General features: G+C 65.9%; 21 protein-coding genes, 2 tRNA genes and 2 pseudogenes. 8 read left to right on the top strand and 17 right to left on the bottom strand.

What is annotated here, in order from left to right; translation table 11 throughout:
• Positions 1 to 10: 10 nt before the first annotated feature.
• On the bottom strand, positions 11 to 2,044 hold the full coding sequence (locus CEX87_RS05980) for an alpha/beta hydrolase family protein (protein WP_094286358.1): 2,034 nt from the start codon (positions 2,042 to 2,044) through the stop codon (positions 11 to 13).
• A 72-nt stretch (positions 2,045 to 2,116) separates the two neighbouring features.
• Between CEX87_RS05980 and CEX87_RS05975 the strand changes: the two genes are divergently transcribed.
• Together CEX87_RS05975 and CEX87_RS05970 are read left to right on the top strand one after the other, a co-directional pair.
• The gene (locus tag CEX87_RS05975) at positions 2,117 to 3,283 is read left to right on the top strand and encodes an FAD-dependent oxidoreductase (RefSeq protein WP_064426193.1); all 1,167 of its coding nucleotides are present in this window, start codon (positions 2,117 to 2,119) and stop codon (positions 3,281 to 3,283) included.
• On the top strand, positions 3,280 to 3,861 hold the full coding sequence (locus CEX87_RS05970) for a VOC family protein (protein WP_064426194.1): 582 nt from the start codon (positions 3,280 to 3,282) through the stop codon (positions 3,859 to 3,861). Before CEX87_RS05975 ends, CEX87_RS05970 begins: the two co-directional genes overlap by 4 nt.
• Positions 3,862 to 4,006: 145 nt before the next feature.
• On the opposite strand, the pseudogene CEX87_RS27480 reads toward CEX87_RS05970, so the two are convergent.
• From CEX87_RS27480 to CEX87_RS27190, 6 genes and pseudogenes are all read right to left on the bottom strand, one after another.
• Positions 4,007 to 4,237, bottom strand: a pseudogene (locus CEX87_RS27480) (transglycosylase family protein); the annotation flags it as partial.
• Positions 4,238 to 4,559: 322 nt separating this feature from the next.
• Positions 4,560 to 4,784 (bottom strand): annotated as a pseudogene (locus CEX87_RS05960) (transglycosylase family protein); the annotation flags it as partial.
• Positions 4,785 to 5,925: 1,141 nt separating this feature from the next.
• Positions 5,926 to 6,516, bottom strand: a complete 591-nt coding sequence (mobA, locus tag CEX87_RS05955) for a molybdenum cofactor guanylyltransferase (RefSeq protein ID WP_064396863.1) — start codon at positions 6,514 to 6,516, stop codon at positions 5,926 to 5,928.
• Between the two features lie 10 nt (positions 6,517 to 6,526).
• The gene (locus CEX87_RS05950; protein ID WP_064419649.1) at positions 6,527 to 7,597 is read right to left on the bottom strand and encodes a 2-oxoacid:ferredoxin oxidoreductase subunit beta; all 1,071 of its coding nucleotides are present in this window, start codon (positions 7,595 to 7,597) and stop codon (positions 6,527 to 6,529) included.
• Complete coding sequence (locus tag CEX87_RS05945) at positions 7,594 to 9,549, bottom strand: 2-oxoacid:acceptor oxidoreductase subunit alpha (protein ID WP_064397394.1); 1,956 nt, start codon at positions 9,547 to 9,549, stop codon at positions 7,594 to 7,596. Before CEX87_RS05945 ends, CEX87_RS05950 begins: the two co-directional genes overlap by 4 nt.
• A gap of 318 nt (positions 9,550 to 9,867) precedes the next feature.
• Positions 9,868 to 10,011, bottom strand: coding sequence for a hypothetical protein (locus CEX87_RS27190; RefSeq protein WP_156431692.1), 144 nt, complete (start codon positions 10,009 to 10,011; stop codon positions 9,868 to 9,870).
• Positions 10,012 to 10,117: 106 nt separating this feature from the next.
• On the opposite strand from CEX87_RS27190, the gene fdhD reads away from it, so the two are divergent.
• Positions 10,118 to 10,954, top strand: a complete 837-nt coding sequence (gene fdhD / locus CEX87_RS05940) for a formate dehydrogenase accessory sulfurtransferase FdhD (protein WP_064426197.1) — start codon at positions 10,118 to 10,120, stop codon at positions 10,952 to 10,954.
• Positions 10,955 to 11,044: 90 nt separating this feature from the next.
• On the opposite strand, the gene clpX is transcribed toward fdhD, so the two are convergent.
• The 6 genes from clpX to CEX87_RS05915 all read right to left on the bottom strand — a co-directional run bounded on the left by clpX (position 11,045) and on the right by CEX87_RS05915 (position 15,928).
• On the bottom strand, positions 11,045 to 12,325 hold the full coding sequence (gene clpX / locus CEX87_RS05935) for an ATP-dependent Clp protease ATP-binding subunit ClpX (RefSeq protein WP_064396868.1): 1,281 nt from the start codon (positions 12,323 to 12,325) through the stop codon (positions 11,045 to 11,047).
• 292 nt (positions 12,326 to 12,617) lie between these two features.
• Positions 12,618 to 12,929, bottom strand: coding sequence for a hypothetical protein (locus CEX87_RS27335; RefSeq protein ID WP_198957161.1), 312 nt, complete (start codon positions 12,927 to 12,929; stop codon positions 12,618 to 12,620).
• Positions 12,930 to 13,021: 92 nt separating this feature from the next.
• Positions 13,022 to 13,705 (bottom strand): ATP-dependent CLP protease proteolytic subunit ClpP2, encoded by a 684-nt coding sequence (clpP2, locus tag CEX87_RS05930; RefSeq protein WP_064396870.1) that lies wholly within the window; start codon positions 13,703 to 13,705, stop codon positions 13,022 to 13,024.
• Positions 13,702 to 14,304 (bottom strand): ATP-dependent Clp protease proteolytic subunit, encoded by a 603-nt coding sequence (locus tag CEX87_RS05925; RefSeq protein ID WP_064396872.1) that lies wholly within the window; start codon positions 14,302 to 14,304, stop codon positions 13,702 to 13,704. The genes clpP2 and CEX87_RS05925 overlap by 4 nt, the downstream gene beginning before the upstream one ends.
• Positions 14,305 to 14,411: 107 nt before the next feature.
• Entirely contained in the window at positions 14,412 to 15,815 is a 1,404-nt protein-coding gene (gene tig, locus CEX87_RS05920) for a trigger factor (RefSeq protein WP_094286442.1), read from the bottom strand.
• A 39-nt stretch (positions 15,816 to 15,854) separates the two neighbouring features.
• Positions 15,855 to 15,928: transfer RNA gene (locus CEX87_RS05915), tRNA-Pro, on the bottom strand.
• 155 nt (positions 15,929 to 16,083) lie between these two features.
• On the opposite strand from CEX87_RS05915, the gene CEX87_RS05910 reads away from it, so the two are divergent.
• Positions 16,084 to 16,154: transfer RNA gene (locus CEX87_RS05910), tRNA-Gly, on the top strand.
• A gap of 142 nt (positions 16,155 to 16,296) precedes the next feature.
• On the opposite strand, the gene CEX87_RS05905 is transcribed toward CEX87_RS05910, so the two are convergent.
• Entirely contained in the window at positions 16,297 to 16,755 is a 459-nt protein-coding gene (locus CEX87_RS05905) for a hypothetical protein (RefSeq protein WP_142301071.1), read from the bottom strand.
• Between the two features lie 341 nt (positions 16,756 to 17,096).
• Between CEX87_RS05905 and CEX87_RS05895 the strand changes: the two genes are divergently transcribed.
• Positions 17,097 to 18,314 carry a peptidoglycan DD-metalloendopeptidase family protein gene (locus CEX87_RS05895; RefSeq protein WP_094286440.1) on the top strand — a complete coding sequence of 406 codons (1,218 nt, stop codon included), beginning with the start codon at positions 17,097 to 17,099 and terminating at the stop codon, positions 18,312 to 18,314.
• Here the strand turns inward: CEX87_RS05895 and CEX87_RS05890 are convergent.
• On the bottom strand, positions 18,304 to 19,290 hold the full coding sequence (locus CEX87_RS05890) for a hypothetical protein (protein WP_233151294.1): 987 nt from the start codon (positions 19,288 to 19,290) through the stop codon (positions 18,304 to 18,306). The genes CEX87_RS05895 and CEX87_RS05890 overlap by 11 nt on opposite strands.
• A gap of 83 nt (positions 19,291 to 19,373) precedes the next feature.
• Here CEX87_RS05890 and CEX87_RS05885 point away from each other — a divergent pair, with 83 nt between their 5' ends.
• A complete protein-coding gene (locus tag CEX87_RS05885; RefSeq protein ID WP_094286351.1) occupies positions 19,374 to 20,321 on the top strand; it encodes a dTDP-glucose 4,6-dehydratase in 948 nt (315 codons plus the stop codon).
• A gap of 11 nt (positions 20,322 to 20,332) precedes the next feature.
• Here the strand turns inward: CEX87_RS05885 and CEX87_RS05880 are convergent, their stop codons facing one another.
• Both CEX87_RS05880 and CEX87_RS05875 read right to left on the bottom strand, forming a co-directional pair.
• The gene (locus tag CEX87_RS05880; RefSeq protein WP_094286349.1) at positions 20,333 to 21,091 is read right to left on the bottom strand and encodes a class I SAM-dependent methyltransferase; all 759 of its coding nucleotides are present in this window, start codon (positions 21,089 to 21,091) and stop codon (positions 20,333 to 20,335) included.
• Between the two features lie 5 nt (positions 21,092 to 21,096).
• Positions 21,097 to 22,323, bottom strand: a complete 1,227-nt coding sequence (locus tag CEX87_RS05875; RefSeq protein ID WP_064426198.1) for a hypothetical protein — start codon at positions 22,321 to 22,323, stop codon at positions 21,097 to 21,099.
• A 724-nt stretch (positions 22,324 to 23,047) separates the two neighbouring features.
• On the opposite strand from CEX87_RS05875, the gene CEX87_RS05870 reads away from it, so the two are divergent.
• On the top strand, positions 23,048 to 23,704 hold the full coding sequence (locus tag CEX87_RS05870; protein ID WP_318255088.1) for an undecaprenyl diphosphate synthase family protein: 657 nt from the start codon (positions 23,048 to 23,050) through the stop codon (positions 23,702 to 23,704).
• 6 nt (positions 23,705 to 23,710) lie between these two features.
• Positions 23,711 to 25,099, top strand: a complete 1,389-nt coding sequence (locus CEX87_RS05865) for an FAD-dependent oxidoreductase (RefSeq protein ID WP_094286346.1) — start codon at positions 23,711 to 23,713, stop codon at positions 25,097 to 25,099.
• Positions 25,100 to 25,113: the final 14 nt, after the last annotated feature.

Genomic DNA, 25,113 nt, shown 5'->3' with positions numbered 1-25,113 from the left:
GGTCGCGACGCTACCCGAGCGTCTCGGGCACCTCGACGTCCTCACCGAGCACGTGCCGGGCCAAGAACCCGATGACGACCTGGTACCAGATCTTGGCGTGTTGGGGTGTGAGCACCCAGTGGTTCTCCGACGGGAAGTACAGGAACCGGTGCGGGCTGTCGCCGTCGGCGTCGGCGGGCAGCGCGGAGTGGGTCAGCAGCTCGTACCAGAGCCGCAGTGCCTGGCCGATCGGCACCCGGTAGTCCTTGTCGCCGTGGATGACCAGCATGGGCGTGCGAATGTCGCCCACGTGGCGGTGCGGCGAGTTCGCCTGCGCCATGTCGCGCGTCATCTCGCGTAGCCAGTAGTACGACGAGTCGGTGGTGGCGCCGAACTGGTCGAGCGCCCAGAGGCTGGCGTGGGTGACGATCGCGTCGAACCTGTCGGTGTGGCCGGCGACCCAGTTGGCCATGTAACCGCCGAACGATCCACCCATCGCCGCGGTGCGGGACGCGTCGATGCGCGGATGGGTGCACGCGGCGTCGGTGAGGGCCATCAGATCCTCGAACGGGGCACCGCCCCATGCGCCCCAACCTCGTGCGATGAAGTCCTGCCCGTAACCGGTGGACATCCCGGGATCGGGCAGCAGCACCGCATATCCGCGAGCCGCCAGCAGCCACGGATTCCACCGCCACGACCACACGTTCCAGCTGGCCAACGGGCCGCCGTGGATCCACAACAGCAGCGGTGCCTCGCCGTTACCCGCCGGCAGCGCCAGCCACGAACGCACTCGCGTGCCGTCGGCGGAGGTCGTCTCGAGTTCGATCAGCGTCCCCGGCAGCGGCGGCGACGCCGCACATGGGAGTTCGGTGATCGCGCCGTCGGGGTCGATGCGCACGGGGTGGGGTGGCGCGGCGTAGGAGCTGCGCAACGCGAACAGCACACCGCCCGCAGCGACCACCGCGTCGGAGTAGCAGTAATCGTCGAAGGTCAGCTGGGTCACCGCGCCGTCGGCGAGGTCGACACGGAAGACCGGTGCCCTGCCGTCCTGATCGGCCGTGACGATCACCGCCGAGCCGTCCCGCAGCCATGTCACCGATGCCGGCCACCGGTCCCAATCGTCGGTGAGCACGCGTGGACTGTCACCGAATCGGATGCAGCCCAGCGTTATTCGCGGTGGGGTGTCGGGCGTCGAGAACGTCTCGCGCAGGTAGACGACGGTCGAACCATCCGGGGAGATGGACGGACTCCACACGTCGGCGGCGGCCTCCTCCACCACCACCGTGCGTTCGCCGCTGTCGAGGTCGATTCGCATCAACACCGATTGCCGAGACGCGCCGGGGGCGGGCCGTTGCCACGTGGTGACCAGAAAGCGCCCGTCGGAACTGACGTCGAAGTCGGAGTCGCGCAATGCAGCGCCCGGCGCGGGGGTCAGGTCGCGGACGTCCTCACCGCGGGCGGAATCGTTGGTCAACGCGACGCCGAGCAGGTGCGGCTCGCCCGGCCCGAGATCGGAGTCCCAGTGGCGGATCGGATAACCGGTGTGCAGGATCGCGGTGATCTTGTTGTCCTTGCGCAGGGACCGGAGCCGACGGTCGTCGTCGATGGTCCGTGCCGACGGCATCAGCGGTGAGCGCACCACAACGACGTCCTCCTCGCGGGCGGGGCGCACCGCCTCGACGCCGCCGGGAAGCGCCAACACCCGCGCCGCCTCACCGCCGGTCGACGGCAGCCGCCACAGCGCGGCGGGCGGCTCGTCGTCATCGGGGGTCGGGCGGACGGCGATGAACAGCAGATCGCCGTTGGCCGCGAACGCGGGCGCCGACTCCCCCTTGGTCCCTCGCGTCAGTCGGCGTGCCGGTTGGGCACCGGCGGGATCAAGCTCCCAGACCGCGCTGACGTATTCGGTTCTCTTGTCGTTGAGTTGGGCGACGGTGGTCACCAATCGTGTTCCGTCCGGCGACAGCGCCAGCCCCGAGAGGCGGGGCAACGCGACGTACTCGTCGAGGTCGTGGAAGGGGGCGCGAGACGAGGTGGACAGGACGTCGGGGGCCGTCGCGATCATGCCCCGTTCGTAGCACACCGATCGGACGCCTTCTCTGCACGAACTGCGCGCTCGGCGCGCTACGTTCGACAGATGCCGAAGCGGATCGTAGTTGTCGGGGCAGGCATCGCCGGGCTGGCGAGCGCCGTCGCGCTGCAACAGCGCGGACACGAAGTCACGCTCGTCGAGGAGCGCGCCGACACGTCGTCCGGCGCCGGGATCAGCATCTGGCCCAACGCATTGGCCGCACTCGACGACATCGGCCTCGGCGACCCGGTGCGTCAAGCCGGCGGCCGGGTCACCGCGGGCGCGGCCCGTTGGCGTGACGGCAGCTGGCTGCGGCGACCCGAACGGCAACGCCTCATCAAGGCCCTCGGCGAACCTCTCGTGGTCATCCGCCGCTCGGCGTTGACGTCGATCCTGGCCGGTGCGCTCGCCGACGGCACCCTGAAAGCCGGAGTGGCGGCCGAGGCGCTGGCAACGACCGCCGACGGCGTAAGAATAAGGCTGGCCGACTCCGCGGTGCTGGGGGCCGAGGCCGTCGTGGGCGCCGACGGCACCCATTCGATGGTCGCCCGTCATCTCAACGGACCGCTGCACAACCAATACGTCGGCTACACCGCGTGGCGCGGAGTGGCTGAGTGCACGATCGATCCTGAGCTCGCGGGCGAGACGCTCGGACCCGCGGTCGAGTTCGGCCACGTGCCGCTCGGGGAGGACCACACCTACTGGTTCGCCACCGAACGCGTACCCCAGGGGACGACGGCGCCGCAAGGTGAACTGCCCTACCTCCAGGAACGGTTCGCGTCGTGGGCCGCGCCCATCCCCGAGATCCTGGCCGCCACCGACCCCAAGGCCGTCATGCGCAACGACCTCTATGACCGCGACGAGGCCCGCCAGTGGTCGCGGGGTTCGGTCGTGACGGTCGGTGACGCCGCGCATCCGATGCGCCCGCACCTCGGACAGGGCGGTTGTCAGGGGCTGGAGGACGCCGCGATCCTCGCGAGGTTCCTCGATGGCGACGACGATGTCGCCACCGCCTTCGCGCGGTTCGAGAAGTTCCGCCGCCCGCGGGTCCGCTCGCTGGTCCGCGAATCGCGGTTCATCGGGCGCGTCATGAACCTGCCGCCGGCGATCAGTGCGCTCGTGAGCCGTGCGACGGTGCTGGGACCCGAAGCCCTGGTGGCCCGCCACCTGGCCGATGTGGCGTCGCGGTCGGCGTTCAAGCTGCCGACCGACCGCGACCTGTTCGCGGTGTGACCGTGCGGCTGGGCCCGCTGGTCGTCGACGCGGCCGACCCGCCGGCGATGACCGCCTTCTGGGCCGCGGTCCTCGGCGCCGAGGCCCAGCGCAGGCTGTTGGTCTTCCGACCGCAGAACTACCCGAAGACGGTGAAGAACCGCGTCCACGTCGACCTCTACGTGCGCGATGTCGCGTCGCTCCTCGACCTCGGCGCCCGCGTCCTCGCCGACCACACCGGGTGGACGATGCTGGCGGACATCGAGGGCAACGAATTCTGCGCGTTCCCGCAGGACCCGGGAGGAGGCCCGCCCGCCCGCGTCTTCGCCGTTTGCACGGACAGCGACCGGCCCGAAGAGCTCGCCGCCTGGTGGGCGCCCCGGGTGGGAGCCGAACTGCGGGACGGTCCCGACGGGACACCGCGGTGGCTCTACGGGTCGGCCGGTTGGGAGGACCTCATCTGGAAGTTCGTCCGCGTCGACGACGACCGTGTCGTTCCCAACCGCTGGCAGTGGAGCGTCGACTCGGCTCCCGGGGCGCTGAGCGATCCGCAGGGCAACGAGTTCAGCGTGCTCCGGCGATCGTCCCGATCGGGTTGAGCAGCGCGGTGCACATCTGACGCGGGTTGACGAAGCCGAACAGCCCGCTGGACGGCATCGAAGCGCAGCCGGTCGCCGAGGCAGGCACCGTCCGTGCGGTCGGAGCGGACGGACCCGACGGCGTGGTCCACACGGCGGGCGTCGCGCCGCGGGGTCCGCACTTCGGCCACGCCTTCAGGCCCTGGGTGCGCAGGACATTCTCGGCAACGCGGATCTGCTCGGCGCGCGACGCGGTCGCGGGGTTGCCGACACCGCCGTTGGCCGCCCAGGTGGCCTGCTTGAACTGCAGACCCCCGTAGTGGCCGTTGCCCGTGTTGATCGCCCAGTTGCCACCGGACTCGCATTCGGCGATGGCGTCCCAGTTCACCGAATCGGCGTTGGCTGTGGCCAACGACGACTCGGACAGTGCCATCGGCACCATCGCCAGCGCTCCGGAGATCGCCGCGGCCAAGAGGCTCTTGCTCACTGCATTACGAACGTTCATCTCTGCGGTCCTTCCCCGACCGTTTTCACAAGGCCCGCATCCGAGAACCCCTCGATCTCCGCTGCGGTTATCCGGTGTGTCGGGTGATGAACGTCACGTGTTACGCGAGGGTCAAAAGTTTTATTCGTTACTTAATTGGCGTAAGAGCCTTCTGAGAAAGAAGAGGCGGTGCCGGATACCCGGCACCGCCTCTTGGTCAAGACGAAACGCGTGCTTAGCCGCGACCGCCGCAGGTCGGCCATGCGCCGATGCCCTGCGACTGCAGCACGTTCTCGGCGACGCGGATCTGCTCCTCGCGGCTGGCGTTGTGCGGGGAGCCGCTGCCACCGTTCGATTGCCACGTGCCCATGGTGAACTGCAGGCCGCCGTAGTAGCCGTTACCGGTGTTGATGGACCAGTTACCGCCCGACTCGCACGCCGCGACGGCATCCCAGTCCACACCGCTGTCCGCATTGGCAGTGCCGGTGGCCAGAGCCATGGGCGCCAACGCGAGCGCTCCGGCAAAGGTCGCCAGGCCAAGTGTCTTGCGGATGTTCGTCAACTTCTATCCTTTCGCCACGCGCGCGCCAACACACACCCGCGCCAGAGCGCGCGGAGTGGGCATGCCTGTCAGCCAGGCCAGGGAGTTGGGCCGCACCGTCTCGGTCGGGTGCGACAGCGGGAGGCCGGAATGCCTCGCCGGGCCTCAGCGCCGGCGGCCGCCGGAGACCGTTCGCCTCCTACAGCCCCACTCACACACAGGTTCGTGGTTTCAAATTGTTTGCTCCGGGTAGAGCCATTGGGGACCGTACAAAAAGAGTTCGGCCGCCGTCATATCGAGCAAAGGTGTGTCGCGGCATGATCACGAAACGATTACGGCGCAGATTTCTCAGCATATTCCCAGGTTGCGCTGCGCTTTGACGGACACGGCAAAACTGATGCCAGGACACGATGTCGTGAGCCATCTCACGGTCATTTTGTGAGCTGGAACACGGGTATGTGCGGTCGCGCACTGGTTGGAGCGGCGAAAACCGCAGTGTCGTCGACGAAATGAAACGCAACGAGCATGATCGTTGCCCATGCCTACGGCAACTTCGCTGGCCCTGCGACGGCTTCGATAGTTGAAATACGTTGTGCGTCAGTAACTCACGACGTCACCGACTCGAGGCCGAATGTACCGACCTGCGGCAGCCTCTACCGGATCGTCACGGCATCCGTTACACCCGCGGGGCTTTCGTCGCCAGTGCGACATACATCGGCACACCCCTCGGGCCGTGAACCGCCTTCTGAACCCCAGGCCATGCCGTGCCTCGCTAGTTTCGCCGCGACCGGCCCACCCGCAGCGGCCTACCTTTGGGGCGGGCGCGGGCACCGAATCAGTCCCCAGCGAGCTCGAATTCGCCGACCGCTGCGGGTGATGCTGCCGAAAGGCGCTGAGAGCCAGCCGTATTCGTGCATCTGTTATGCCGATATTGCGCTTTCACGCGGCGAGCCGCTATCAGCACGTTGATGTGCTTATCACGGCAAAACGCGAGCTAATTCACTGGCAGGAATTCAATTCACACAATTGCGAATAGCAGGTATTTCAATCAGTGAATTTGCTAGGCGATTTGCACGTTGCGGATCGCCTCCAGGTCGGCGGCGGTGTTGATGTTGGTCAGCGCACGCTGTTGCGGCATCACGATCCGCTGTGTGTCGACCCGGTCGACCAGCGCGCGCATGCTGCGCTCCCCCGCGTCGATCAGTTCGTCGACGCGCCCAGCCAGCGCGGTGCGGTAGACGCCTGCCAGGTAGTGGTCACGGCCGTCCCAGGGCAACACCACGTCCGCCCCGACGCGCACCGCCGGGGCGACCAATGTGTCGATCAAGTCGACGGTCAACAGCGGCATGTCCACCGCGGAGACGAAAGCGAGTTCCGATCCGGCGTCGGCGGCCGCCCGCAGCCCCCGGCCGGTCGCCAGCAGTGGGCCGACGCCAAGCACCTCGTCGCGCAGAACCTCGGCGTCGAGCGCTGGCATCGCCTGCCCCGGGGCGGCGATGACGAAGATCGGCGCGCAACGCGGCTTGAGGATGTCCACCATCCGCTCGACGAGCGTCGAGCCTTCGTACGGCAACGTGGCCTTGTCGCGGCCCATGCGGCGGGAAGCCCCGCCCGCCAGGATGATTCCGGCCAGCGGAACGGTGGTCGTCATGACCGTGACGTTAGTCGACAGTCCAGGTGTCTTTGCCCCGAAGCAGTGACTGAAGCGCCGCCGTGTCGTGTGCCCTCTCGGTGCGGGCCGCGGTGATCTGCTGACGGGCCGCATCGTCGTAGGTCGGCTTGCTCACCTGGCGGAAGATGCCCATCACCATGTGCTCGAGGCTCTGTTCCGACAGCCGCGACAACGCGAACGCGTAGGCGGGGTCCTCGAGGTTGGCGTCGTGCACGACGATCTCGTCGGCCGACACATCGGCGGTCTTGGCGATCTCGAGCCCGTAGCCGGACTTGACCACGCAGTACTCGCCGTCGGCCCCGAACGTGACCGGCTCACCGTGGGTGAGGTTGATCAGCCGCTCCTCGGCGCCTTCCTTGCGCAGGGCGTCGAACGAGCCGTCGTTGAAGATCGGGCAGTCCTGCAGGATCTCGACCAGGGCCGCACCGCGGTGAGCGGCGGCGGCGCGCAGCACCTCGGACAACCCCTTGCGGTCGGAGTCCAGTGCACGCCCGACGAACGTCGCGTCGGCACCGAGCGCCAACGACACCGGGTTGAACGGGTAGTCCAGCGACCCCATCGGCGTCGACTTGGTGACCTTGCCGACCTCCGACGTCGGGGAGTACTGGCCCTTGGTCAACCCGTAGATCCGGTTGTTGAACAACAGGATCGTGATGTTGATGTTGCGGCGCAGTGCATGAATCAGGTGGTTGCCGCCGATCGACAGCGCGTCACCGTCACCGGTGACAACCCACACCGACAGATCCTCGCGGGCCAGCGCCAAGCCGGTCGCGATCGTCGGGGCGCGGCCGTGGATCGAGTGGAACCCGTAGGTCTCCAGGTAGTACGGGAAGCGACTCGAGCAGCCGATACCGCTGACGAACGCGATGTTCTCGCGGCGCAACCCCAACTCGGGCAGGAAGTTGCGGATGGTGTTGAGGATGACGTAGTCACCGCAACCGGGGCACCAGCGGACCTCCTGGTCGCTGGTGAAGTCCTTGGACTTCTGCGGCTGATCGGTCGTCGGCACCCGACTGGTGCCTGCGGTCAACCCGAGATCTGCTCCGATCAAGTCGGTCATACGTTCGCTCCCACACCGCTCACGCCGACTTCGACGGTCGCCGCCGCCAGTCGTGCGAACTTCACTTTGTCACTTTCCTTCTCGCCCAACGTTCCGTCCAGCGCCGCATCAATGATGCCCTCGACCTCGTCTGCCAGGAAGGCCATGCCTTCCACCTTGGTGACCGACTGGACGTCGACGAGGTACTTGCCCCGCAGCAGCAGAGCGAGTTGGCCGAGGTTCATCTCCGGACACACGACCGTCGGATACCGCCGCAGCACCTCTCCGAGGTTGGCCGGGAACGGGTTGAGGTTGCGCAGGTGCGCCTGGGCGACCTTGATGCCCTTGCGGCGCGCCCGCCGGCACGCCTCACCGATCGGCCCGAAGCTGGAACCCCAACCGAGCATCAGCAGTTCGGCGTCACCTGTCGGGTCGTCGACCTCGAGATCGGACACAGCGATGCCGTCGACCTTGGCCTGCCGCAGCCGGACCATCAGGTCGTGGTTCTTGGGCTCATAAGAGATGTTGCCGGAGCCGTTGGCCGCCTCAAGGCCACCGATCCGGTGCTCGAGACCGGGCGTACCGGGGATCGCGAACTGGCGCGCCAGGGTCTCCGGATCGCGGGCGTACGGCTGGAACGGCTCGCCGGACTTGGCGAACGTGTGCTCGATGGCCGGGTAGCTGCTGACGTCCGGAATCCGCCACGGCTCGGAGCCGTTCGCGATCGCACCGTCGGAGAGGATGACCACCGGCGTGTGGTAGTTGACCGCGATGCGGGCGGCCTCCACGGCCACGTCGAAGCAGTCCGACGGTGAGCGGGGCGCCACCACCGCGACCGGCGACTCGCCGTTGCGGCCGTACATCACCTGCAAGAGGTCGGCCTGCTCGGTCTTGGTCGGAAGACCGGTCGACGGCCCGCCGCGCTGCACGTCGATGATGATCAGCGGCAGTTCTGTCATCACCGCCAGACCGATCGCCTCGGACTTCAGCGAGATGCCCGGGCCCGAGGTGCTGGTGACGCCCAGGGCGCCGCCGTAGGACGCGCCGATAGCCGCGCCGATGCCGGCGATCTCGTCCTCGGCCTGGAAGGTCATCACGTTGAAGTTCTTGTGCTTGGACAGCTCGTGCAGGATGTCCGACGCCGGGGTGATCGGGTAGGTGCCGAGCACGACCTGCAGATCGGCGAGTTGACCGGCGGTGACGATTCCGTAGGCCAGCGCGGTGTTACCGGAAATCTGGCGGTACTCACCGGTTTTGAGCTTGGCGGGTGCGACCTCATAGGTGCTGGCGAAGGCCTCGGTGGTCTCGCCGTAGTTCCAGCCGGCCTTGAGCGCGAGCACGTTGGCCTCGGCGACGTCGGGCTTGCGGGCGAACTTCTCGCGGATGAACGCCTCGCTGTGCTTGAGTTCACGGCCGTACATCCACGACAGCAGACCGAGCGCGAACATGTTCTTCGCCCGCTGGCCGTCTTTCTTGGAGGCGCCGATCGGCTCGACCGCGCCCAGCGTCAGGGTCGTCATCGGCACGGCCTGCACGACGTAGTCGGACAGTTCCTCGGTCTCCAACGGGTTGGCTTCATAGCCGACCTTGGCGAGGTTGCGCTTGGTGAACTCGTCGGAGTTGGCGATGATCAGACCGCCGCGGGGCAGGTCGGAGACGTTGGCCTTCAGCGCCGCCGGGTTCATCGCGACGAGCACATCGGGGCGGTCGCCCGCGGTCAGGATGTCGTAATCGGCGATCTGGATCTGGAACGACGACACACCGGGCAGCGTGCCCTGCGGCGCGCGGATCTCGGCGGGGTAATTCGGTTGGGTGGCAAGGTCGTTGCCGAACAGGGCGGCTTCGGAGGTGAACCGGTCACCGGTGAGCTGCATACCGTCGCCGGAGTCGCCGGCGAATCGAATGACGACCTTCTCGAGCTTCTGTCGAGGACCCGCACTCCCCGGACTGACCGCGTTGTCCTTCGCTGCCACGAGGCCTGCCTTCCACACTGCGTGGGGACGTCCTCCGAGTCACAGTCGAGTCGACGCGCCGTCGGTGGACGTCCACCAAAATTTTTGATGTCACTGCCAGTACCGATTATTGCACTTTTCTTAGGCGGCCCTTCACCGGACTCGCCCGCGGCGTGCCGCACGCGGAGGGTCGAACACACAGCTCAGTCGATGTGCGGATGCCTGCCGTGAGACATAACTGTGTTGTTCGTCACGTCTACGAGACAAAAATTCTAAGGAAATGGTTACCGTCCAGTAGCCGGTAGCTAGCACGCATCGTCGGTGCTGGTCGTCCCGTTGTCAGTGCCGGGTGGACGCCGACTCCCCGCGCCGTTCGTGCCAACGCAGGCGCAGTAACAGCAGGTGACGGTGCGCGCGGAAGCCAGCCGACAGCGGATCACGCCAGACCGGCATGCGGCGGTTCGGTTCGAGTTCGTTGTGCACGCATCCATTGTGCCGTCCGAATGGCTACGACGCCGCCTCGCGCGCTGGCCCCGGCATGAACAGCAAGGAAAACGTTATCGACGTCGAATCGCCCTAGTGTGGAGTCATGGGTCGGGTCACAGCCAGGCGGCGGGTAAAGCATGTGACCATGGACTCCGCGGTGGCGCGGCCGGAAACCCTCGTGGTCGAGGAGCCGATGGAGATCCGCGTCAACGGCGTACCCGTCACGGTGACGATGCGCACTCCGGGCTCCGATGTCGAACTCGCGCAGGGCTTTCTGCTCACCGAGGGTGTCATCGCCGGACGTGACGACGTGCTCACGGCGCGCTACTGCAGAGGCACGGGCGTCGACGACGCGGGCTTTTCGCAGAACACCTACAACGTCCTCGATGTGCGGCTGGCCCCGCATGTCGCGCCGCCCGACGTCGACGTCACGCGCAACTTCTACACCACGTCGTCGTGCGGGGTCTGCGGAAAGGCCTCACTGGAGGCAGTACAGCTGAGCAGCCGCCACGGCCCGGGCGATGACCCAACGACCATCACCGCGCAGACGCTCTCGCAGCTGCCTGCGCGGCTGCGCAAAGCGCAGAAGGTGTTCGCCAGCACGGGCGGCCTGCACGGCGCCGCGCTGTTCGACTCCGGGGGCACAACGCTCGCCGTGCGCGAAGACATCGGCCGGCACAACGCCGTGGACAAGGTCATCGGGTGGGCGGTCGAGCAGGACCGTGTTCCGCTGACGGGGACCGTCCTGCTGGTCAGCGGACGCGCTTCGTTTGAGCTGACGCAGAAGGCCGTGATGGCGGGGATTCCGGTGCTTGCGGCGGTGTCGGCGCCGTCGTCGCTGGCGGTCGATTTGGCCAGCCAGTCAGGGCTGACCCTGGTGGCCTTCCTGCGGGGCCGGTCGATGAACGTCTACACCCGTCCCGACCGCGTCGTGCACTGACGCGGCTCGTTCCTCGCCGCTTGATCGTCGTCAGGCGGGACTGATTGCCCGACTCCTCAACGCGGCTCGTTCCTCGCCGCTTGATCGTCGTCAGGCGGACTTGTCGCGACGCTCCGGACGCGACGGCTTGCGCGGCACGATCGTCGGCAGCACGTTGTCCTGCACGGTCTCCTTGGTGACGACCACCTTGGCGACGTCGTCACGGCTGGGGATGTCGTACATCACCGGAAGCAGGACCTCTTCCATGATGGCGCGCAGTCCGCGAGCACCGGTGCCGCGGTGGATGGCCTGATCGGCGATCGCCTCGAGCGCCTCGTCGGTGAACTCGAGTTCGACGCCGTCCATCTCGAACAGGCGCGTGTACTGCTTCACCAACGCGTTCTTGGGCTTGGACAGGATCTGCACAAGGGAGTCCTTGTCCAGATTCGTCACCGACGCCACCACCGGCAGGCGGCCGATGAACTCCGGGATCAACCCGAACTTGATCAGATCCTCGGGCATGACCTCGGCGAAGTGGTCGGCGGTGTCGACGTCGGCCTTCGAATGCACCTCGGCGCCGAAGCCCAGGCCGCGCTTGCCGACGCGGTCGGACACGATCTTCTCCAGACCCGCGAACGCTCCCGCCACGATGAACAACACGTTGGTGGTGTCGATCTGGATGAACTCCTGGTGCGGATGCTTGCGGCCGCCCTGTGGAGGCACCGACGCCTGCGTTCCCTCCAGGATCTTCAGCAGAGCCTGCTGGACACCCTCACCGGAGACGTCACGGGTGATCGACGGGTTCTCGCTCTTGCGGGCGATCTTGTCGACCTCGTCGATGTAGATGATGCCGGTCTCGGCGCGCTTGACGTCGTAGTCGGCGGCCTGGATCAGCTTGAGCAGAATGTTCTCGACGTCCTCGCCCACGTATCCGGCTTCGGTCAGCGCGGTGGCGTCGGCGATCGCGAACGGCACGTTGAGCATCTTGGCCAACGTCTGCGCCAGGTAGGTCTTACCGCAGCCGGTCGGACCCAGCATCAAGATGTTGGACTTGGCCAGTTCGACGGGTTCGGAGCGCGAATCGCGGCTCTTCTCCCCCGCTTGGATGCGCTTGTAGTGGTTGTAGACGGCGACCGCGAGCGTGCGCTTGGCGGTGTCTTGTCCGATGACGTAACCCTCGAGGAACTCGCGGATCTCCGCGGGTTTGGGCAACTCGTCGAGCTTTACGTCGTCCGCATCGGCGAGTTCCTCTTCGATGATCTCGTTGCAGAGATCGATGCACTCGTCGCAGATATAGACGCCCGGACCCGCAATGAGCTTCTTAACCTGCTTTTGACTCTTGCCGCAGAACGAGCACTTCAGCAGGTCACCGCCGTCTCCAATGCGCGCCATGGTGGTGGGGTCCTACTTTCCTCGCAGCCGATGAAGCTTCTTTTCGGTGGTTGCCTCGGGTGGTGAACCCGACGCTACCCGTTTGTTCCCGCGCGAGGCGACCGATAAAGCCGAATCGCGCCAGTGGTATTCATCTGTGTTCGCGCCAACATATCGTCTGATTACCCTCGGACCCCAGCGAACGCGCCGCCGTGTCGTTGGCGTGTCGTGGCCGTGACCGGACCGAGAGGGCGTCGGCACCCAAAGTACCCGTTATCGGCGCGGTGCACGCCGGCGCCGATTCGGTGTGACGCTATCGGCGCCCGGGGCCTGCGGGACCCGGCCCGGCCGGTCCCGGCCCGACCGGACCCGGACCAGCGGGGCCCACCACTCCTCCGACACCGACGGGACCTGCGGGCCCGACGACGGGGTTCGGGGGGTTGACATAAACGGTCGCGTCGACGGGCACGCATTGGAGCGAGTAGACGTCCCAATACGTCCCTGCGGGACAGGGCGGTTCCTGAGCCTGACCGACCGCCGGCGAGGCGATCTGGGCCAGGCCGCAAACCGCGGCCGTCGCCGCCAACGCGGTCATCGCGAAACCCGCTCGCATCCCAACTGTCATCGCGGTCCTCCCTGGCCGTCCGCCCGTGCAGACGAACAGCGTGCCACGCCAAAGGCAGACGCGAACCGCATTTCGCGCGGTTGCGGGACAGATCAGGCGGTCTGGGCCGACAGCTTGCGGTACTCCAGAACGGTGTCGATGACGCCGTAGTCCTTAGCCTCTTCGGCGGTCAGGATCTTGTCGCGGTCGGTGTCCTTGCGGATCTGCTCGGGGGTCTTGCCCGTGTGGTTGGCCAGCGTGACTTCCATCAGCGTGCGCATCCGCTCGATCTCCTTGGCCTGGATCTCGAGATCGGAGAACTGGCCCTGGATGACGCCGGCCAGCGCGGGCTGGTGAATCAGCACGCGAGCGTTGGGCAGCGCCATGCGCTTGCCGGGGGTGCCCGCGGCCAGCAACACCGCGGCCGCCGAAGCGGCCTGGCCCAGGCACACCGTCTGGATGTCGGCTCGGACGTACTGCATGGTGTCGTAGATCGCCATCAGCGAGGTGAACGAGCCGCCCGGGGAATTGATGTACATGGTGATGTCGCGGTCAGGGTCGAGCGACTCCAGCACCAGCAACTGGGCCATGATGTCGTTCGCCGACGCGTCGTCGACCTGCACACCGAGGAAGATGATGCGTTCCTCGAACAGCTTGTTGTACGGGTTGGACTCCTTGACGCCGAAGCTCGAGTGCTCGATGAACGACGGCAGGATGTAACGGGCCTGAGGCTGAATCACGGCACCGCCGTGGGGCTGCAGGCGGGCGTCGGCCTGAGGATGCAAGTGATCGGTCATTTGTCTAGTCCTGCTCCTGGTCCTGAGCCGTTGACGCTCGCGCTGGTGATGATGTGGTCGACGAAGCCGTACTCGAGGGCCTCCTGCGCGGTGAACCAGCGGTCGCGGTCGGAGTCGGCTTCGATCCGCTCGATGGGCTGCCCGGTGAACTCGGCGTTCAACCGGAACATCTCCTTCTTGATCACCGCGAACTGCTCGGCCTGGATCGCGATGTCGGCCGCACCGCCGGTGATGCCGCCGAGCGGCTGGTGCATCAGGATCCGGGCGTGTGGCAGGGCGTAGCGCTTACCCTTCGTGCCCGCCGCGAGCAGGAACTCGCCCATCGAGGCGGCCATACCCATGGCGTAGGTGGCGACGTCGCACGGCGCCAGCACCATGGTGTCGTAGACCGCCATGCCGGCGCTGATGGAGCCGCCGGGCGAGTTGATGTAGAGGTGGATGTCCTTGGTGGGATCCTCGGCCGACAGCAGCAGAATCTGCGCGCAGAGCTTGTTGGCGATGTCGTCATCGACCTGCGAGCCCAGGAAGATGATCCGCTCCGCCAGCAAGCGCTCATAGACCGAGTCGACAAGGTTGAGGCCTTGCGAGGCGCCACGCATGTGGGTCACGTCTGGATACCTGCTTTCTTCAAGAGCTTGATACTCACCGACACTAACCAACCCGCGCGGGCGTGCAGTCCCTAGACGGGCCGCGTTCGCTCTCAGCGTCACTTCGCGTCGGCCGACTCCTCGTTCGCTTGTGACTCGGCGGCGTCGGAGGCGTCTTCGGCAGCTTCCTCGGTCTGCTCTTCGGACCGGCCGAAGAACTCGGTGGTGTCGATCACGTTGCCGTCGGAGTCTTTGACGGTGGCGGCCTCGACGACAGCGGCCAGCGCCAGCCCGCGACGCACGTCGGCGAACAGCGCGGGCAGCTGGTTGTTCTGCTGCAGCGACTGGATCAGCTGCTGCGGCTGCAGGCCGTACTGCTGAGACATCAGCATCAGGCGCTCGCTGATGTCGTTCTGGCCGACCTGGACGTCGAGCTTGTCAGCGATTGCATCGACCAGCAGCTGCGTCTTGACCGCCTTCTCCGCGTTGGTGCGATTGTCGGTGTCGAACTGCTCGCGGCTGCTGCCTTGGGCTTCGAGCGCCTCGGCCAGACGCGCCTCGTCGTGGTCGAGCCCGTGGATGGCGTTGTGTAGCGCGTCGTCGACCTGGGCCTGCACCACGTTCTCCGGCAGCGGCACCTCGACCTGCTCGAGCAGCGTCTCGAGCACCTTGTCGCGGATCTTCTCGGCCTGCTGCACCCGCTTGACCCGGCGCACCTGCTCGACAAGTGACTCCTTGAGCTCATCCATGGTGTCGAATTCGCTTGCCAGCTGGGCGAATTCGTCGTCGGGCTCGGGCAGCTCGCGCTCCTTGACCGACTTGACGGTGACGGTCACCTGCGCGTCCTTGCCGGCGTGCTCACCGGCGGCCAGTTTGGTGGTGAAGACGCGGGTCTCCCCCTCCTTGAGCCCGACGATCGCCTCGTCGAGACCGTCGATCAGTTGGCCCGAGCCGACCTCGTGCGACAGCCCCTCGGTGGCAGCCTCGGCCAGCTCCTGGCCGTCCACGGTGGCCGACAAGTCGATGGAGACGAAGTCGCCGTTCTCGGCGGCGCGCTCCACACCCGTGAGCGTGCCGAAGCGTGCCCGCAGCGTCTGCAGTTCGGCGTCGACCTCTTCGTCGGTCACCTCGATCGCGTCGACGGTCAGCGTCAGTTCCGACAACTCGGGAAGCTCGATCTCGGGGCGGACGTCGACCTCGGCCGTGAACGTGAGGTCCTGGCCGTACTCCTTATTGGTGATCTCGATCTCGGGTTGGCCCAGCGGCTGCACCTCGGAGCTGGTGACCGCCTCGCTGTAGCGGCCGGGAAGGGCCTCGCTGACGACCTGGTCGAGCATTGCTTCGCGGCCGACACGGGCCTCGAGCAGCTTGCGCGGCGCCTTGCCGGGACGGAAGCCGGGGAGTCGGACCTGCTTGGCCAACTGCGCGAACGCGCGGTCGAAGTCGGGTTCGAGCTCAGTGAAGGGCACCTCCACGTTGATGCGCACCCGGGTGGGGCTCAACTTCTCGACGGTGCTCTTCACGATCTTGCTCCTCATATTCTGGTTCGGTCGGTGTCGCAGTCGGGGTGACAGGATTTGAACCTGCGGCCTTCCGCTCCCAAAGCGGATGCGCTACCAAGCTGCGCTACACCCCGTGCTCTGCACGTCGCGCCGGCGCTTGAGCGCTGCGCCTGCGCGGGCCGTCCGCAAAACACGGAACGACCACGCGAGATACTACGGGCTGGACACGCGAAGCCCTCAATTGGATTTGATTTGGCTGCCGCCTGTACGATCTGGTCTTGCTGTACATGCGGGCGTAGCTCAATGGTAGAGCCCTAGTCTTCCAAACTAGCTACGCGGGTTCGATTCCCGTCGCCCGCTCTGATGACGTCCCTGCTAGGGCCGTTGTTGCTTTTGAGGGCGGTTTCAGCGCCGCTCTTCTGTCCCGTTCCGCGTCCCGTTCGCGCGTAAGCGTTCCGGCCCTGTGAGCGCGCCACGTGCGTTGATGAGTCGAAGTTCCCAATTAACCGAGCGGCGCAGTGATGCTGCCGCCAAGGTCGTCCTGTAGCTCCTGGCAGGCGGCCCGGCTCCCGCAGTTAACGGTCCAGTTCTTCCCGTCGAGCATGCCGTACTCCATGTTGTTGCCTCCTAAGACTTCGACTATGAAGTCGATCTGCTCATCGATCTTCGATTGGTCCGCGTAAATGGCAAGAACCATCTCCGTGCCGTCGATGTAACAATTCCCTGCGTCGACCGAATTCATCCCCCCGCCGGTCGGCCTCATATTGCACGTGTGTCCGTACTTCGTCAGGTCGTCGGCGAGCGCTTGGGCAGATGGATACTCCTGCAGTCCCGAGAGCTTTGTCGGCTGCGAAGGGCTGGAGCTTTCCGTAACGGTCACCGTGGCCGGTGAAGACGAGTTTGATCCGCAGGACACAAGTGCGGCTGCCGCAAGCACGAGTAACGCAGGGCCGATACGCATGCTTATTCCTCCCCTGTTCGAACATCTGCGAAACCAACCGGTGTATACCCAGCCACGGCAAATTTTTCGCTGTTAGCCGGCAGCCGAATAACGTTGTCGCCCGGAAGCCGTCGCGCCAAGCGCTGCCATCGTCTCGATGTGATCCTCGGTCAAGAGGTGGGCGTACACCGATTCCGCTCCACTCGCTACCAGCGACAGCTCGGTGGCGCGCGCGTTCCGCCCGCGGGGCGCTCCCTTCCGTGCGACACCCGCGCGACCGACCGCGCTCTGGACGAGATCATCGCTATGCTCGCGGCGATGCTCACCGCCGTCGAACCGCAGGTCAACCGAAGTAGGCCATGATGCGCGTTCTGGCGATGTTCCGCGTGCACAACGGCGAGGACGTGCTGCCGCGCGTGCTCGATTCCCTGGCCGGCTGGTGCGACGACGTCTACGCGGTCGACGACCGCAGCACCGACGGGACCGCGCAGATCCTGCACGAGCATCCCGCGGTCACCAACGTGGTCCACGCCCGCTCCGATCTGCCACAGACCCCGTGGCTGATCCCCGAACCACCGGGGCTCGAATTGCTCTACCGCATGGCCGATTTCTGCCGCCCCGATTGGATCTTCATGATCGACTCCGACCAGGTGGTCGAAAGCGACATCGACATCCCGGCGATGCTCGCACAAGTCCCCGACGATGTCGCGGCGCTGATGTGTCCGATGATCCCCAGCTGGGACGATCCGGACTATCCGGACATGATCCCGCTGATGGGCACCGCCGAATCAATGCGCGGACCATTCTGGCGCTGGCGTCCCGGTTTGCACGCCGGCACACGCGCGATCCACAACCCGCACTGGCCGGCCAACATCACCGAACACGGTGGCATCGGCGTCGCCAACGACGTGCGCCTGCTGCACACCGGATGGTCGACGCTGGCCGAGCGGATCGCCAAGGTCGAGCACTACCGCAAGCTCGATCCCCACTCCGAGTTGAACTACGGCGTGCCCTACGACCGCGCCCTGTTGTTCGGGTACGCCTACGACGAGATCGACCTGCTGCGCTCCGATTACCGGCGGCGGGCATCAGGTGACTTCGACCCCGCCGAACCCGGCGCCCGGGTACCCATCGATCGCGACCGGCTCGCGATCGCGTCGGGCTACGGACGCCGCGCATCCGGTTTCCACCCCGGCGTCGACTTCGCGGCGGCGCCGGGAACACCGGTCCACGCCGCGACGTCGGGCACCGTCAGCCGCGTCGTGAACCTTGACGACGGGCTGCAATCGGTGACCATCGCGGGAGCCGACCGTGAGACCGTGTACGTCTTCCGGCCGGGCGATGACCGCCGCATCGACGTCGAAGCCCAAATCGACGCAGGCACAGAAATCGGCGTCCTGCAGGCACACGACGAATCTGCCGATGGCTTCCTGCATTTCGAGGTCCACGTCGACGGCGAGCACGTCAACCCCGTGCGCCACCTGGCGAACATGGGACTAAAGCCGTGGACACCGTCGGGGCGTCCGCGCCCGGTGTCGGGCACGTTCCCCCCGTCGTCGCCCTGCGCGATCATCGTCTGAGCTGATCCTCCAGAGCCCGCGCGGACCGGATGGTCGAACGCACCTCCTGGAGCAGCTTGGCCGGATGCTGCTGGTCCATCGCGCTGAGCCGGTTGTACTCCTGCACCCCGAAACCCGCTGACTCCAAACGGATGTCATATCGCAGTGCCAACGTGCGCAGGGCTTCGAAGTGCAGGTAGGGCACCAACGGCTGACCCGTCACCATCAGACACGACGAGCCGCGCATGCCGGCCGTCTGCGCGGCGAACGTATACGTGTCGGCGGAATTCGCCCGGCGGCGTTCGGGATCCGGTGACGGCGTCTCGAGCAGCATCACGTGAACGCCGAATTCGTTGCTGTCAGGCGGAAAGTGCCAGACCGTCTCGTTGCACTGCACTCGATCGACGCGGCGCCTCACATGCGCGCAGACCTCGTCGACAACGAGGCCGAACACGTCGCGGGCGGCGGCGACCATCAACTCGAACTCGGTACGTGCGCCAGGCGCACACGCGGCGACGGCATCGGCTTCGGAATCCAGCAGGCGTCGGGACGCCGCGGCGAGTACGACATTGCCGACTCGGCGGCTCGCGACCATCTCCCCCGCGTAGCGCGTTCGCAGCAGGTTCGTGTACCGCCCGCCGCCGATGACGATGAGGTGATCGAAGTCGGTTCCGGCGGGCTGTAACTCGGCGATGAGTCCCAGCTGGTCCGCCAATTTCTCGATCCGCTCGAGGTGATCATCAGGCAGCTCGAGACGAGGGATCAGCCACCGGACCGCCCCGCCGGCGTCCTGGTTGCGGAACCGGACCGCACTCTGGCGCCGCGCTTTGCCCCGGTAGTCCCATACCTCGCTGAACTCGTCCAGGAACGCGAGCCGTTCGCTCAATGTCTGGCCTCGCGGAATGCTTCCGCCGAACATGTCGACCAGTTCGGTCAGGGCGGGGTGAGTGCACCACGCCTCGATCTGTCCCCGATATTCCGCGGCGACGTCGCACATTTGATGCATCCTTTTCGCATACCGCCAGCGGCGCCGGGTGGTAATCATAATGCGGCATATGTCTTGAGACGGGAGCACTTTAGGTGAGGATCCTCGTTACCGGCGGCGCCGGCTTCCAAGGGAGCCACCTCTGCGAAGCCCTCCTCGCCGCCGGACACCGCGTGACCGTCCTGAACACCTTCTCGGTGACCGGCAAGCAGAACCTGGCCGACATCGCGAACGATGACCGGGCCGACGTCGTGTTCGGTTCGGTCACCGACTGGGAATTGGTCAGCAAGACGGTGCGCGATCACGAGGTGGTCTTTCACCTGGCGGCAAATGTCAACGTCGACAGGTCGCTCAGCGACCCGAAGAGCTTCATCGAGACCAATGTGGTGGGGACCCAGAACGTTCTGGAGGCCGCCCGCGAATACGGCGCGCGGGTGATCCTCGCGTCGACCTGCGAGGTGTACGGCGACGGACATCGCTTGGGCCCGGGCTCGCTGCTGGACGAAACCGCCGAACTGAAGCCGAACAGTCCGTATGCGGCGTCGAAGGCTGCCGCCGATCGCCTCGCGTACTCCTACTACCGCTCCTACGGCATGGACGTCACGATCGTCCGACCATTCAACATCTTCGGTGAACGCCAGAAGAGCGGCGCGTACGGGGCGCTCATCCCGATCCTCGTCCGCAAGGCGTTGACGGGCGAGGACCTCGTGATCTTCGGGGACGGAAGTGCCACCAGGGATTACCTCCACGTCAGCGACGTGGTGAACGCATACCGCCTCGTGTTGGACACGCCGGAGTTGGCGGGCCGCGCCATCAATGTCGCCAGCGGCGTGAACACGCGTGTACGCGACATCGCCGACTACATCGCGGAAAGATTCGGCACGAGGGTGGTGAACGGGCCCGCGCGGCCCGGGGAGGTGACCCGCTTTCCGGCCTCCATCGAATTCGCGCAGCAGATCGGCTTCGCTCCCGAGGTGAAGATCTGGGAGGGCATCGATCGCTACATCGAGTGGGCGAAACAACAGCCGCTCCCGGCTCGCTGAATCCCAGGACGCTACAGCTGCTTTCGGGCCTCCACGAGAACCCGAGTGGGATGGGTGACGAACCGCCCGTGCGCTTCGATGCGTTCGTGCACCGTGCGCAGGCGCGTCAGGTACGGCTCCGCGGTGAAATCCGGCACCGTCCAAATCAGCTTGCGCAGAAAGTAGACGACCGCGCCGATGTCGTAATACTCCGAAGTGAGCGTCTCAAGGCGTAGGTCGACGACCTGCAGACCCGCTGCCTCCGCCTGCGCGGCCTGGACGGAGGGCTCCATGTGCGCGCCCAGCTCCGGCATCGGGCCCATGACGGCTTCGATGAGCTCGAGCGCAGTCGCCGGCCCCGGATGCTGGGCCAGATAGGTTCCGCCCGGCCGCAGGACCCGGGCGATCTCGGTCCACCAGACGGCGATGGGGTGGCGACTGCTCACCAGGTCGAAAGCGTTGTCGGCGAACGGCAACGGCGGTTCGCCTCGAGTCTGCAGAACCACGACGCCGCGAGGATGAAGCAGACGAGTCGCTTTGGCCGCGTTGGGTGGCCACGACTCGGTAGCCGCCATCGTCGGCGGGAACTTGTCTACCCCCGCGAGCACCTCACCCCCGCCGGTGTAGAGGTCCAGCGCCGCTGACACCTCGCCCAGCCGCCGGCTGAGCAGACGCTGGAAACCCCACGACGGCCGCTCCTCGGTGGCGCGGCCGTCGAGCCAGGAGAAGTCCCACCCGTCGATGGGCTCCGCGACCGCCTCGGCGACGAGTTCCTCGAAAGATCGGCTCATCGACCTCACGCGGCCACCTCTGCGCGGTCGGGTGCGCGGGTCGCCACCACAACGGCCAGTACACACAGCATGAAGACGACGAACACCGGCCAGATTGCGACGACCTGAGCCAGCAGGCCGAAGCCCGCGCCGAGGATCCCGGTGACCACAGCGGTGAGCGTAGCGGCGAAGCTGATCAGAACTGCGCGTTGTTCTTCGGCGGCGAACGCACTGATCCACGACACCATCGCGGCCGCGATCGCGGCGTTCGACAAGACGACGAGAAAAAAGACGCCGCCGTACACCCACAAGCGTGGCTCGTCGAAGATCAGTTCGTTGGCAAGGCAGATCGCCGTCGCGACGCAGCTCACGAACGCGCTCGACACGAGCATTCCGCGTACCCCGGCGCGGCCGAACACGTTGCGCCACAGGAACGAACCGGCGACGAGCCCTGCCGCCGAACCGATCACGATCATGTGCAGGCTGCCGGCGGTGTCGACATGGGCCAGCGACGTCCGCAGCGCGAAGAACGTCTCGTTCACCAGGATCGGGACGAAGACGATCTGCGTGGTCAGGAACACCCGGTACCAGCGGGCGGTACGGAGCACGGCGAGCCCTTCGCGGAAATCGTCGACGAGACGGCGTGGTGCAGCCACCGGGCCCGGCCTCGCCGGTCCGACGATGAGCGCGGCCACGAAGGCGATGCCCATCGCGGCGGCGCCCAACCAGAGCACATCGAGATGTCCGTCTGCGGTGTCGCGGTTGGGCAGCAGCGGGATGAGCAGCAACGTGGCCGCGACGGTCAGGATGGCTCCGAGCGCCTGCTGGTTGAGCACCAGCTCGTTGCGCCGGGCCGCGGTGACCATGCGCGAGATGATCTCGGCGAAGGCGTTGTTCGCCACTCCCATCGCACCGCCGATGAGCACCGACGACGACAGGAACGTGAACACCACCAGCGTGTTGTGCAGCGCGGCTGTGGCGACAATTGCGGTCAGGACGGCGATGGTGCCCGCGGCGGCGGCGATGACGACGTTCGGGCGGTGCCGTGACCGTTTGAGCAGCAGCGATGACATCGCATTCCCGAGCACGAAACCGATACTGAAGCTCGGGACGACGAACCCGGCCGCCATGTCCATGTCCTCGGCCACCAGAAGGAACGGCAGGACCGCCAGAACGCTGCCCAACTGCGCGCCCATGAAATAGAAGGCGCCGAACCCCAGCAGTACCCGATAACGGCTCTGCGCCACGGCCACCGCCGACCCACCTTTCCTGCCGGTGTCGACCGGCCTGTCGATGGTGTCAGTCCGACCAGGATTGCGCTGACGAAAGGCGGTGGATCGGTTCCGGTCTCGCGACTCCTCGGGGAGTCACCCCGCCCACCGGAACACCCACGACGAACTTCACTTCTTCGCTGAAATTGACGCTTCCGGAACAGAAACGGCGCCGCCCCCGGTCGCGCACCACCCTCTTGCACTCGTTTCATCGGCAAGCACGCTACCGAGACCTGCTCGGGTGATACGGCTTGACAATTTGCTGCTTTTGCAGGTTGGCGACACGTTTTCTGACTCTAAAGTCGGCCTATTGACACCGAATGCCATATTTCGGCCATATCTCGTTCAATGGAATGTCATCCTTTTTTTTGTCAATAACTTGACTCATGACTGTCGGTGGCATACCTATCTAGGAAGGAACAATTAAAAGGGGTTTCAATGGGCCCGATCGACTTCTCGCGCGAGACAGCCGCCGCTCGCCGGCGGTGGCCAGAGCCGGGTGGAAGTGCGCCCAGTACGGATCCTCCTTTACCGTCCAAGATCAGGACGGACGATTCCTCCCGCTTGACCCCGCGTGCGGACCCGCCCCAAGGGCCGTCGCGATGAGGCGCGGGCGGGAATGTTTGGATAAGTGGACTTATGGGAATGCAATAAGTACCCTTACTCAGGGCTATAAGTGTGCTTACGGGGGGATAGATTGCGTGTATTGACGGGCTTCGAGCCTGCCCATGTCGGTTTGATACCAGACGGTATGCGTCGATGGGCGAAAAGTCGCGGCATCTCCTTGGCTGAGGCGTATCTACAGGGCGCGGAAAAGGTAGCCGACATCCTTCAGGTGCTGCGCCGTCACAACGTGCGGACCGTCTCGGTGTACAATCTCAGCCGGGCCAATCTCGCCCGCAGTCAGGCCGAACTCGAGCCGGTGTTCAACGCCTCGATCCACTTCCTCACCCACTTGATTCCCGACCGCTTCGAGCCCGACGACTGCAGTGTGCGGTTGCACGGCGACCGCACGGTGCTGCCCTCGGAGTACGTCGCGGCAGCCGAGCGCGCCGAATCGGTTATGCGCGGCGAAGAATTCCGGATCAACATCCTCGCCGCCTACGACGCGAACGACGAGCTACGAACAGCTCTTCAGCAAGCGCAGAAACGGGGCGGCGAAATCCGCGGTGCCTTCGACATCGAGGATGTGGACCTGGTCATCCGCACCTCCCCCGAGCCGCTGCTGAGCGGCTTTCTTCCGCTGCAGACCCAGTACGCACAACTGCGGTTCTTGACGACGCCGCTCAACGAACTCGAGGAGCGACACATCGACGAGTTCATCGACGACTACCGGCGCACGCCGCAGCTCCGGGGACGGTAGACACCGATGCACTCCGATCGGCGCCCCTTGATCATCGGGGCAGGACCCGCCGGCCTCACCGCGAGTCTCGAGCTGGCGAAGAACGGCGTCGCAGCCCAAGTCTTCGAGGCATCGTCGAACGTCGGAGGTCTGGCGCGCACCCCTGGTGAGCACGGTTTCCGGGTCGACCCCGGTGGCCACCGCTTCTTCACCAAGAACGAGCAGATACTCGAACTCTGGAAATCTCTGCTTCCGGCCGAAGAGTGGCACTCGGTGTCGAGGCGCTCCGCCATGCTCGTCGACGGCCATTTCGTGCCTTACCCGCTTCTCGGCCGAAACCTGCTGACTCAGTTGGGTTATGGGCGCGGAGCACGGGGTCTAGGCAGTCTTCTGTGGTCCAGGCTTCGACGTGGAGGGCGTTCGCTCGACGACTCTGCGACCTTCCTCGAGTGGGGCCGGTATCAGTTCGGCAACTATTGGTACCGCATGTTCTTCGACGGGTACGTTCGCAAGACATGGCTCGCCGAGCCCGCTCAGCTCACCAGCGATTGGGCCGAGCAGCGGATCAAGCCGATCGTGTGGGGCGGCCGCGACGCGATGGCCGCCGATGCGTTTCTCTATCCCCGCCGCGGGCCCGGTCAGCTCTGGGACGCCGCAGCAGCAGAGCTGGCGAAATTCGGTGTCGAACCGTCGCTCGACTCACCGGTGGCCAAGCTGGGCTTCGATGGCAGAAGGTGGACGGTCGAACTGCGCGACGGAGGCAGTGCGACCGGCGATGCGGTCTTTTCCAGCATGCCCCTGCAGATGTTGGTCAATGCCCTGGAACCCGCGCCGCCACAGCACATTTGGGAGGCTGCCGCCCAACTGAAGCACCGTGGGCTGATCACGGTCGCGGTTGCCCTCGGACAGCGCCGCGAGCTCCCTTTCAACTGGGTGTACACGCCGGGCATGGACCTGCGGGTGGGACGTATCCAGAACTACCGCCAATGGTCCGACGACCTCACTCCACCCGAGTGGGACGGAACATACCTGGGATTCGAGTACTTCATCGGCGCTGGCTCGGCGCTGTGGGCCGCCGACGACGATTACATGCGGCAGATGGTCGAAAGCGACTTGCACACACTGGGTTTCGATCCGTCCGCGATCGAGCGCGTCATGGTGGTCCGCTCGCAGTTCGCCTATCCGATCTGCAATCCGGCGATGGAGACAAGCGTCGCCCGGATTCGGGATTACCTGCGCAAGCACTACCCGTCCCTGCATCCGATCGGACGCAACGGCATGCACCGCTACGACAACCAGGACCACGCGATGCTCAGTGCCATGCACAGCGTCAAGCGGTACTTCGGCGAGAGTGTCGACCCCTGGCAGGTCAACAAGGAACGCCGCTACCACGAGTCCGGGTTGCTGAAGGTCTAGTACTCCGACCGCCC

Source organism: Mycobacterium lehmannii (genome assembly GCF_002245535.1).
In the GTDB taxonomy this organism is placed as follows: Bacteria; Actinomycetota; Actinomycetes; order Mycobacteriales; family Mycobacteriaceae; genus Mycobacterium; species Mycobacterium lehmannii.
The sequence above is the reverse complement of the archived record's forward strand: the minus strand, read 5'-3'. Positions and strand labels throughout refer to the sequence as shown.

Excerpts from the sequence above, each read along its gene's own strand:
- CEX87_RS05980 (WP_094286358.1), bottom strand. The coding sequence starts at position 2,044 with ATGATCGCGACGGCCCCCGACGTCCTGTCCACCTCGTCTCGCGCCCCC.
- CEX87_RS05975 (WP_064426193.1), top strand. The coding sequence starts at position 2,117 with ATGCCGAAGCGGATCGTAGTTGTCGGGGCAGGCATCGCCGGGCTGGCG.
- mobA (WP_064396863.1), bottom strand. The coding sequence starts at position 6,516 with ATGACGACCACCGTTCCGCTGGCCGGAATCATCCTGGCGGGCGGGGCT.
- CEX87_RS05950 (WP_064419649.1), bottom strand. The coding sequence starts at position 7,597 with ATGACCGACTTGATCGGAGCAGATCTCGGGTTGACCGCAGGCACCAGT.
- fdhD (WP_064426197.1), top strand. The coding sequence starts at position 10,118 with ATGGGTCGGGTCACAGCCAGGCGGCGGGTAAAGCATGTGACCATGGAC.
- clpX (WP_064396868.1), bottom strand. The coding sequence starts at position 12,325 with ATGGCGCGCATTGGAGACGGCGGTGACCTGCTGAAGTGCTCGTTCTGC.
- CEX87_RS27335 (WP_198957161.1), bottom strand. The coding sequence starts at position 12,929 with ATGACAGTTGGGATGCGAGCGGGTTTCGCGATGACCGCGTTGGCGGCG.
- clpP2 (WP_064396870.1), bottom strand. The coding sequence starts at position 13,705 with ATGACCGATCACTTGCATCCTCAGGCCGACGCCCGCCTGCAGCCCCAC.
- CEX87_RS05925 (WP_064396872.1), bottom strand. The coding sequence starts at position 14,304 with ATGCGTGGCGCCTCGCAAGGCCTCAACCTTGTCGACTCGGTCTATGAG.
- CEX87_RS05905 (WP_142301071.1), bottom strand. The coding sequence starts at position 16,755 with ATGCGTATCGGCCCTGCGTTACTCGTGCTTGCGGCAGCCGCACTTGTG.
- CEX87_RS05895 (WP_094286440.1), top strand. The coding sequence starts at position 17,097 with ATGCGCGTTCTGGCGATGTTCCGCGTGCACAACGGCGAGGACGTGCTG.
- CEX87_RS05890 (WP_233151294.1), bottom strand. The coding sequence starts at position 19,290 with ATGTGCGACGTCGCCGCGGAATATCGGGGACAGATCGAGGCGTGGTGC.
- CEX87_RS05880 (WP_094286349.1), bottom strand. The coding sequence starts at position 21,091 with ATGAGCCGATCTTTCGAGGAACTCGTCGCCGAGGCGGTCGCGGAGCCC.
- CEX87_RS05865 (WP_094286346.1), top strand. The coding sequence starts at position 23,711 with ATGCACTCCGATCGGCGCCCCTTGATCATCGGGGCAGGACCCGCCGGC.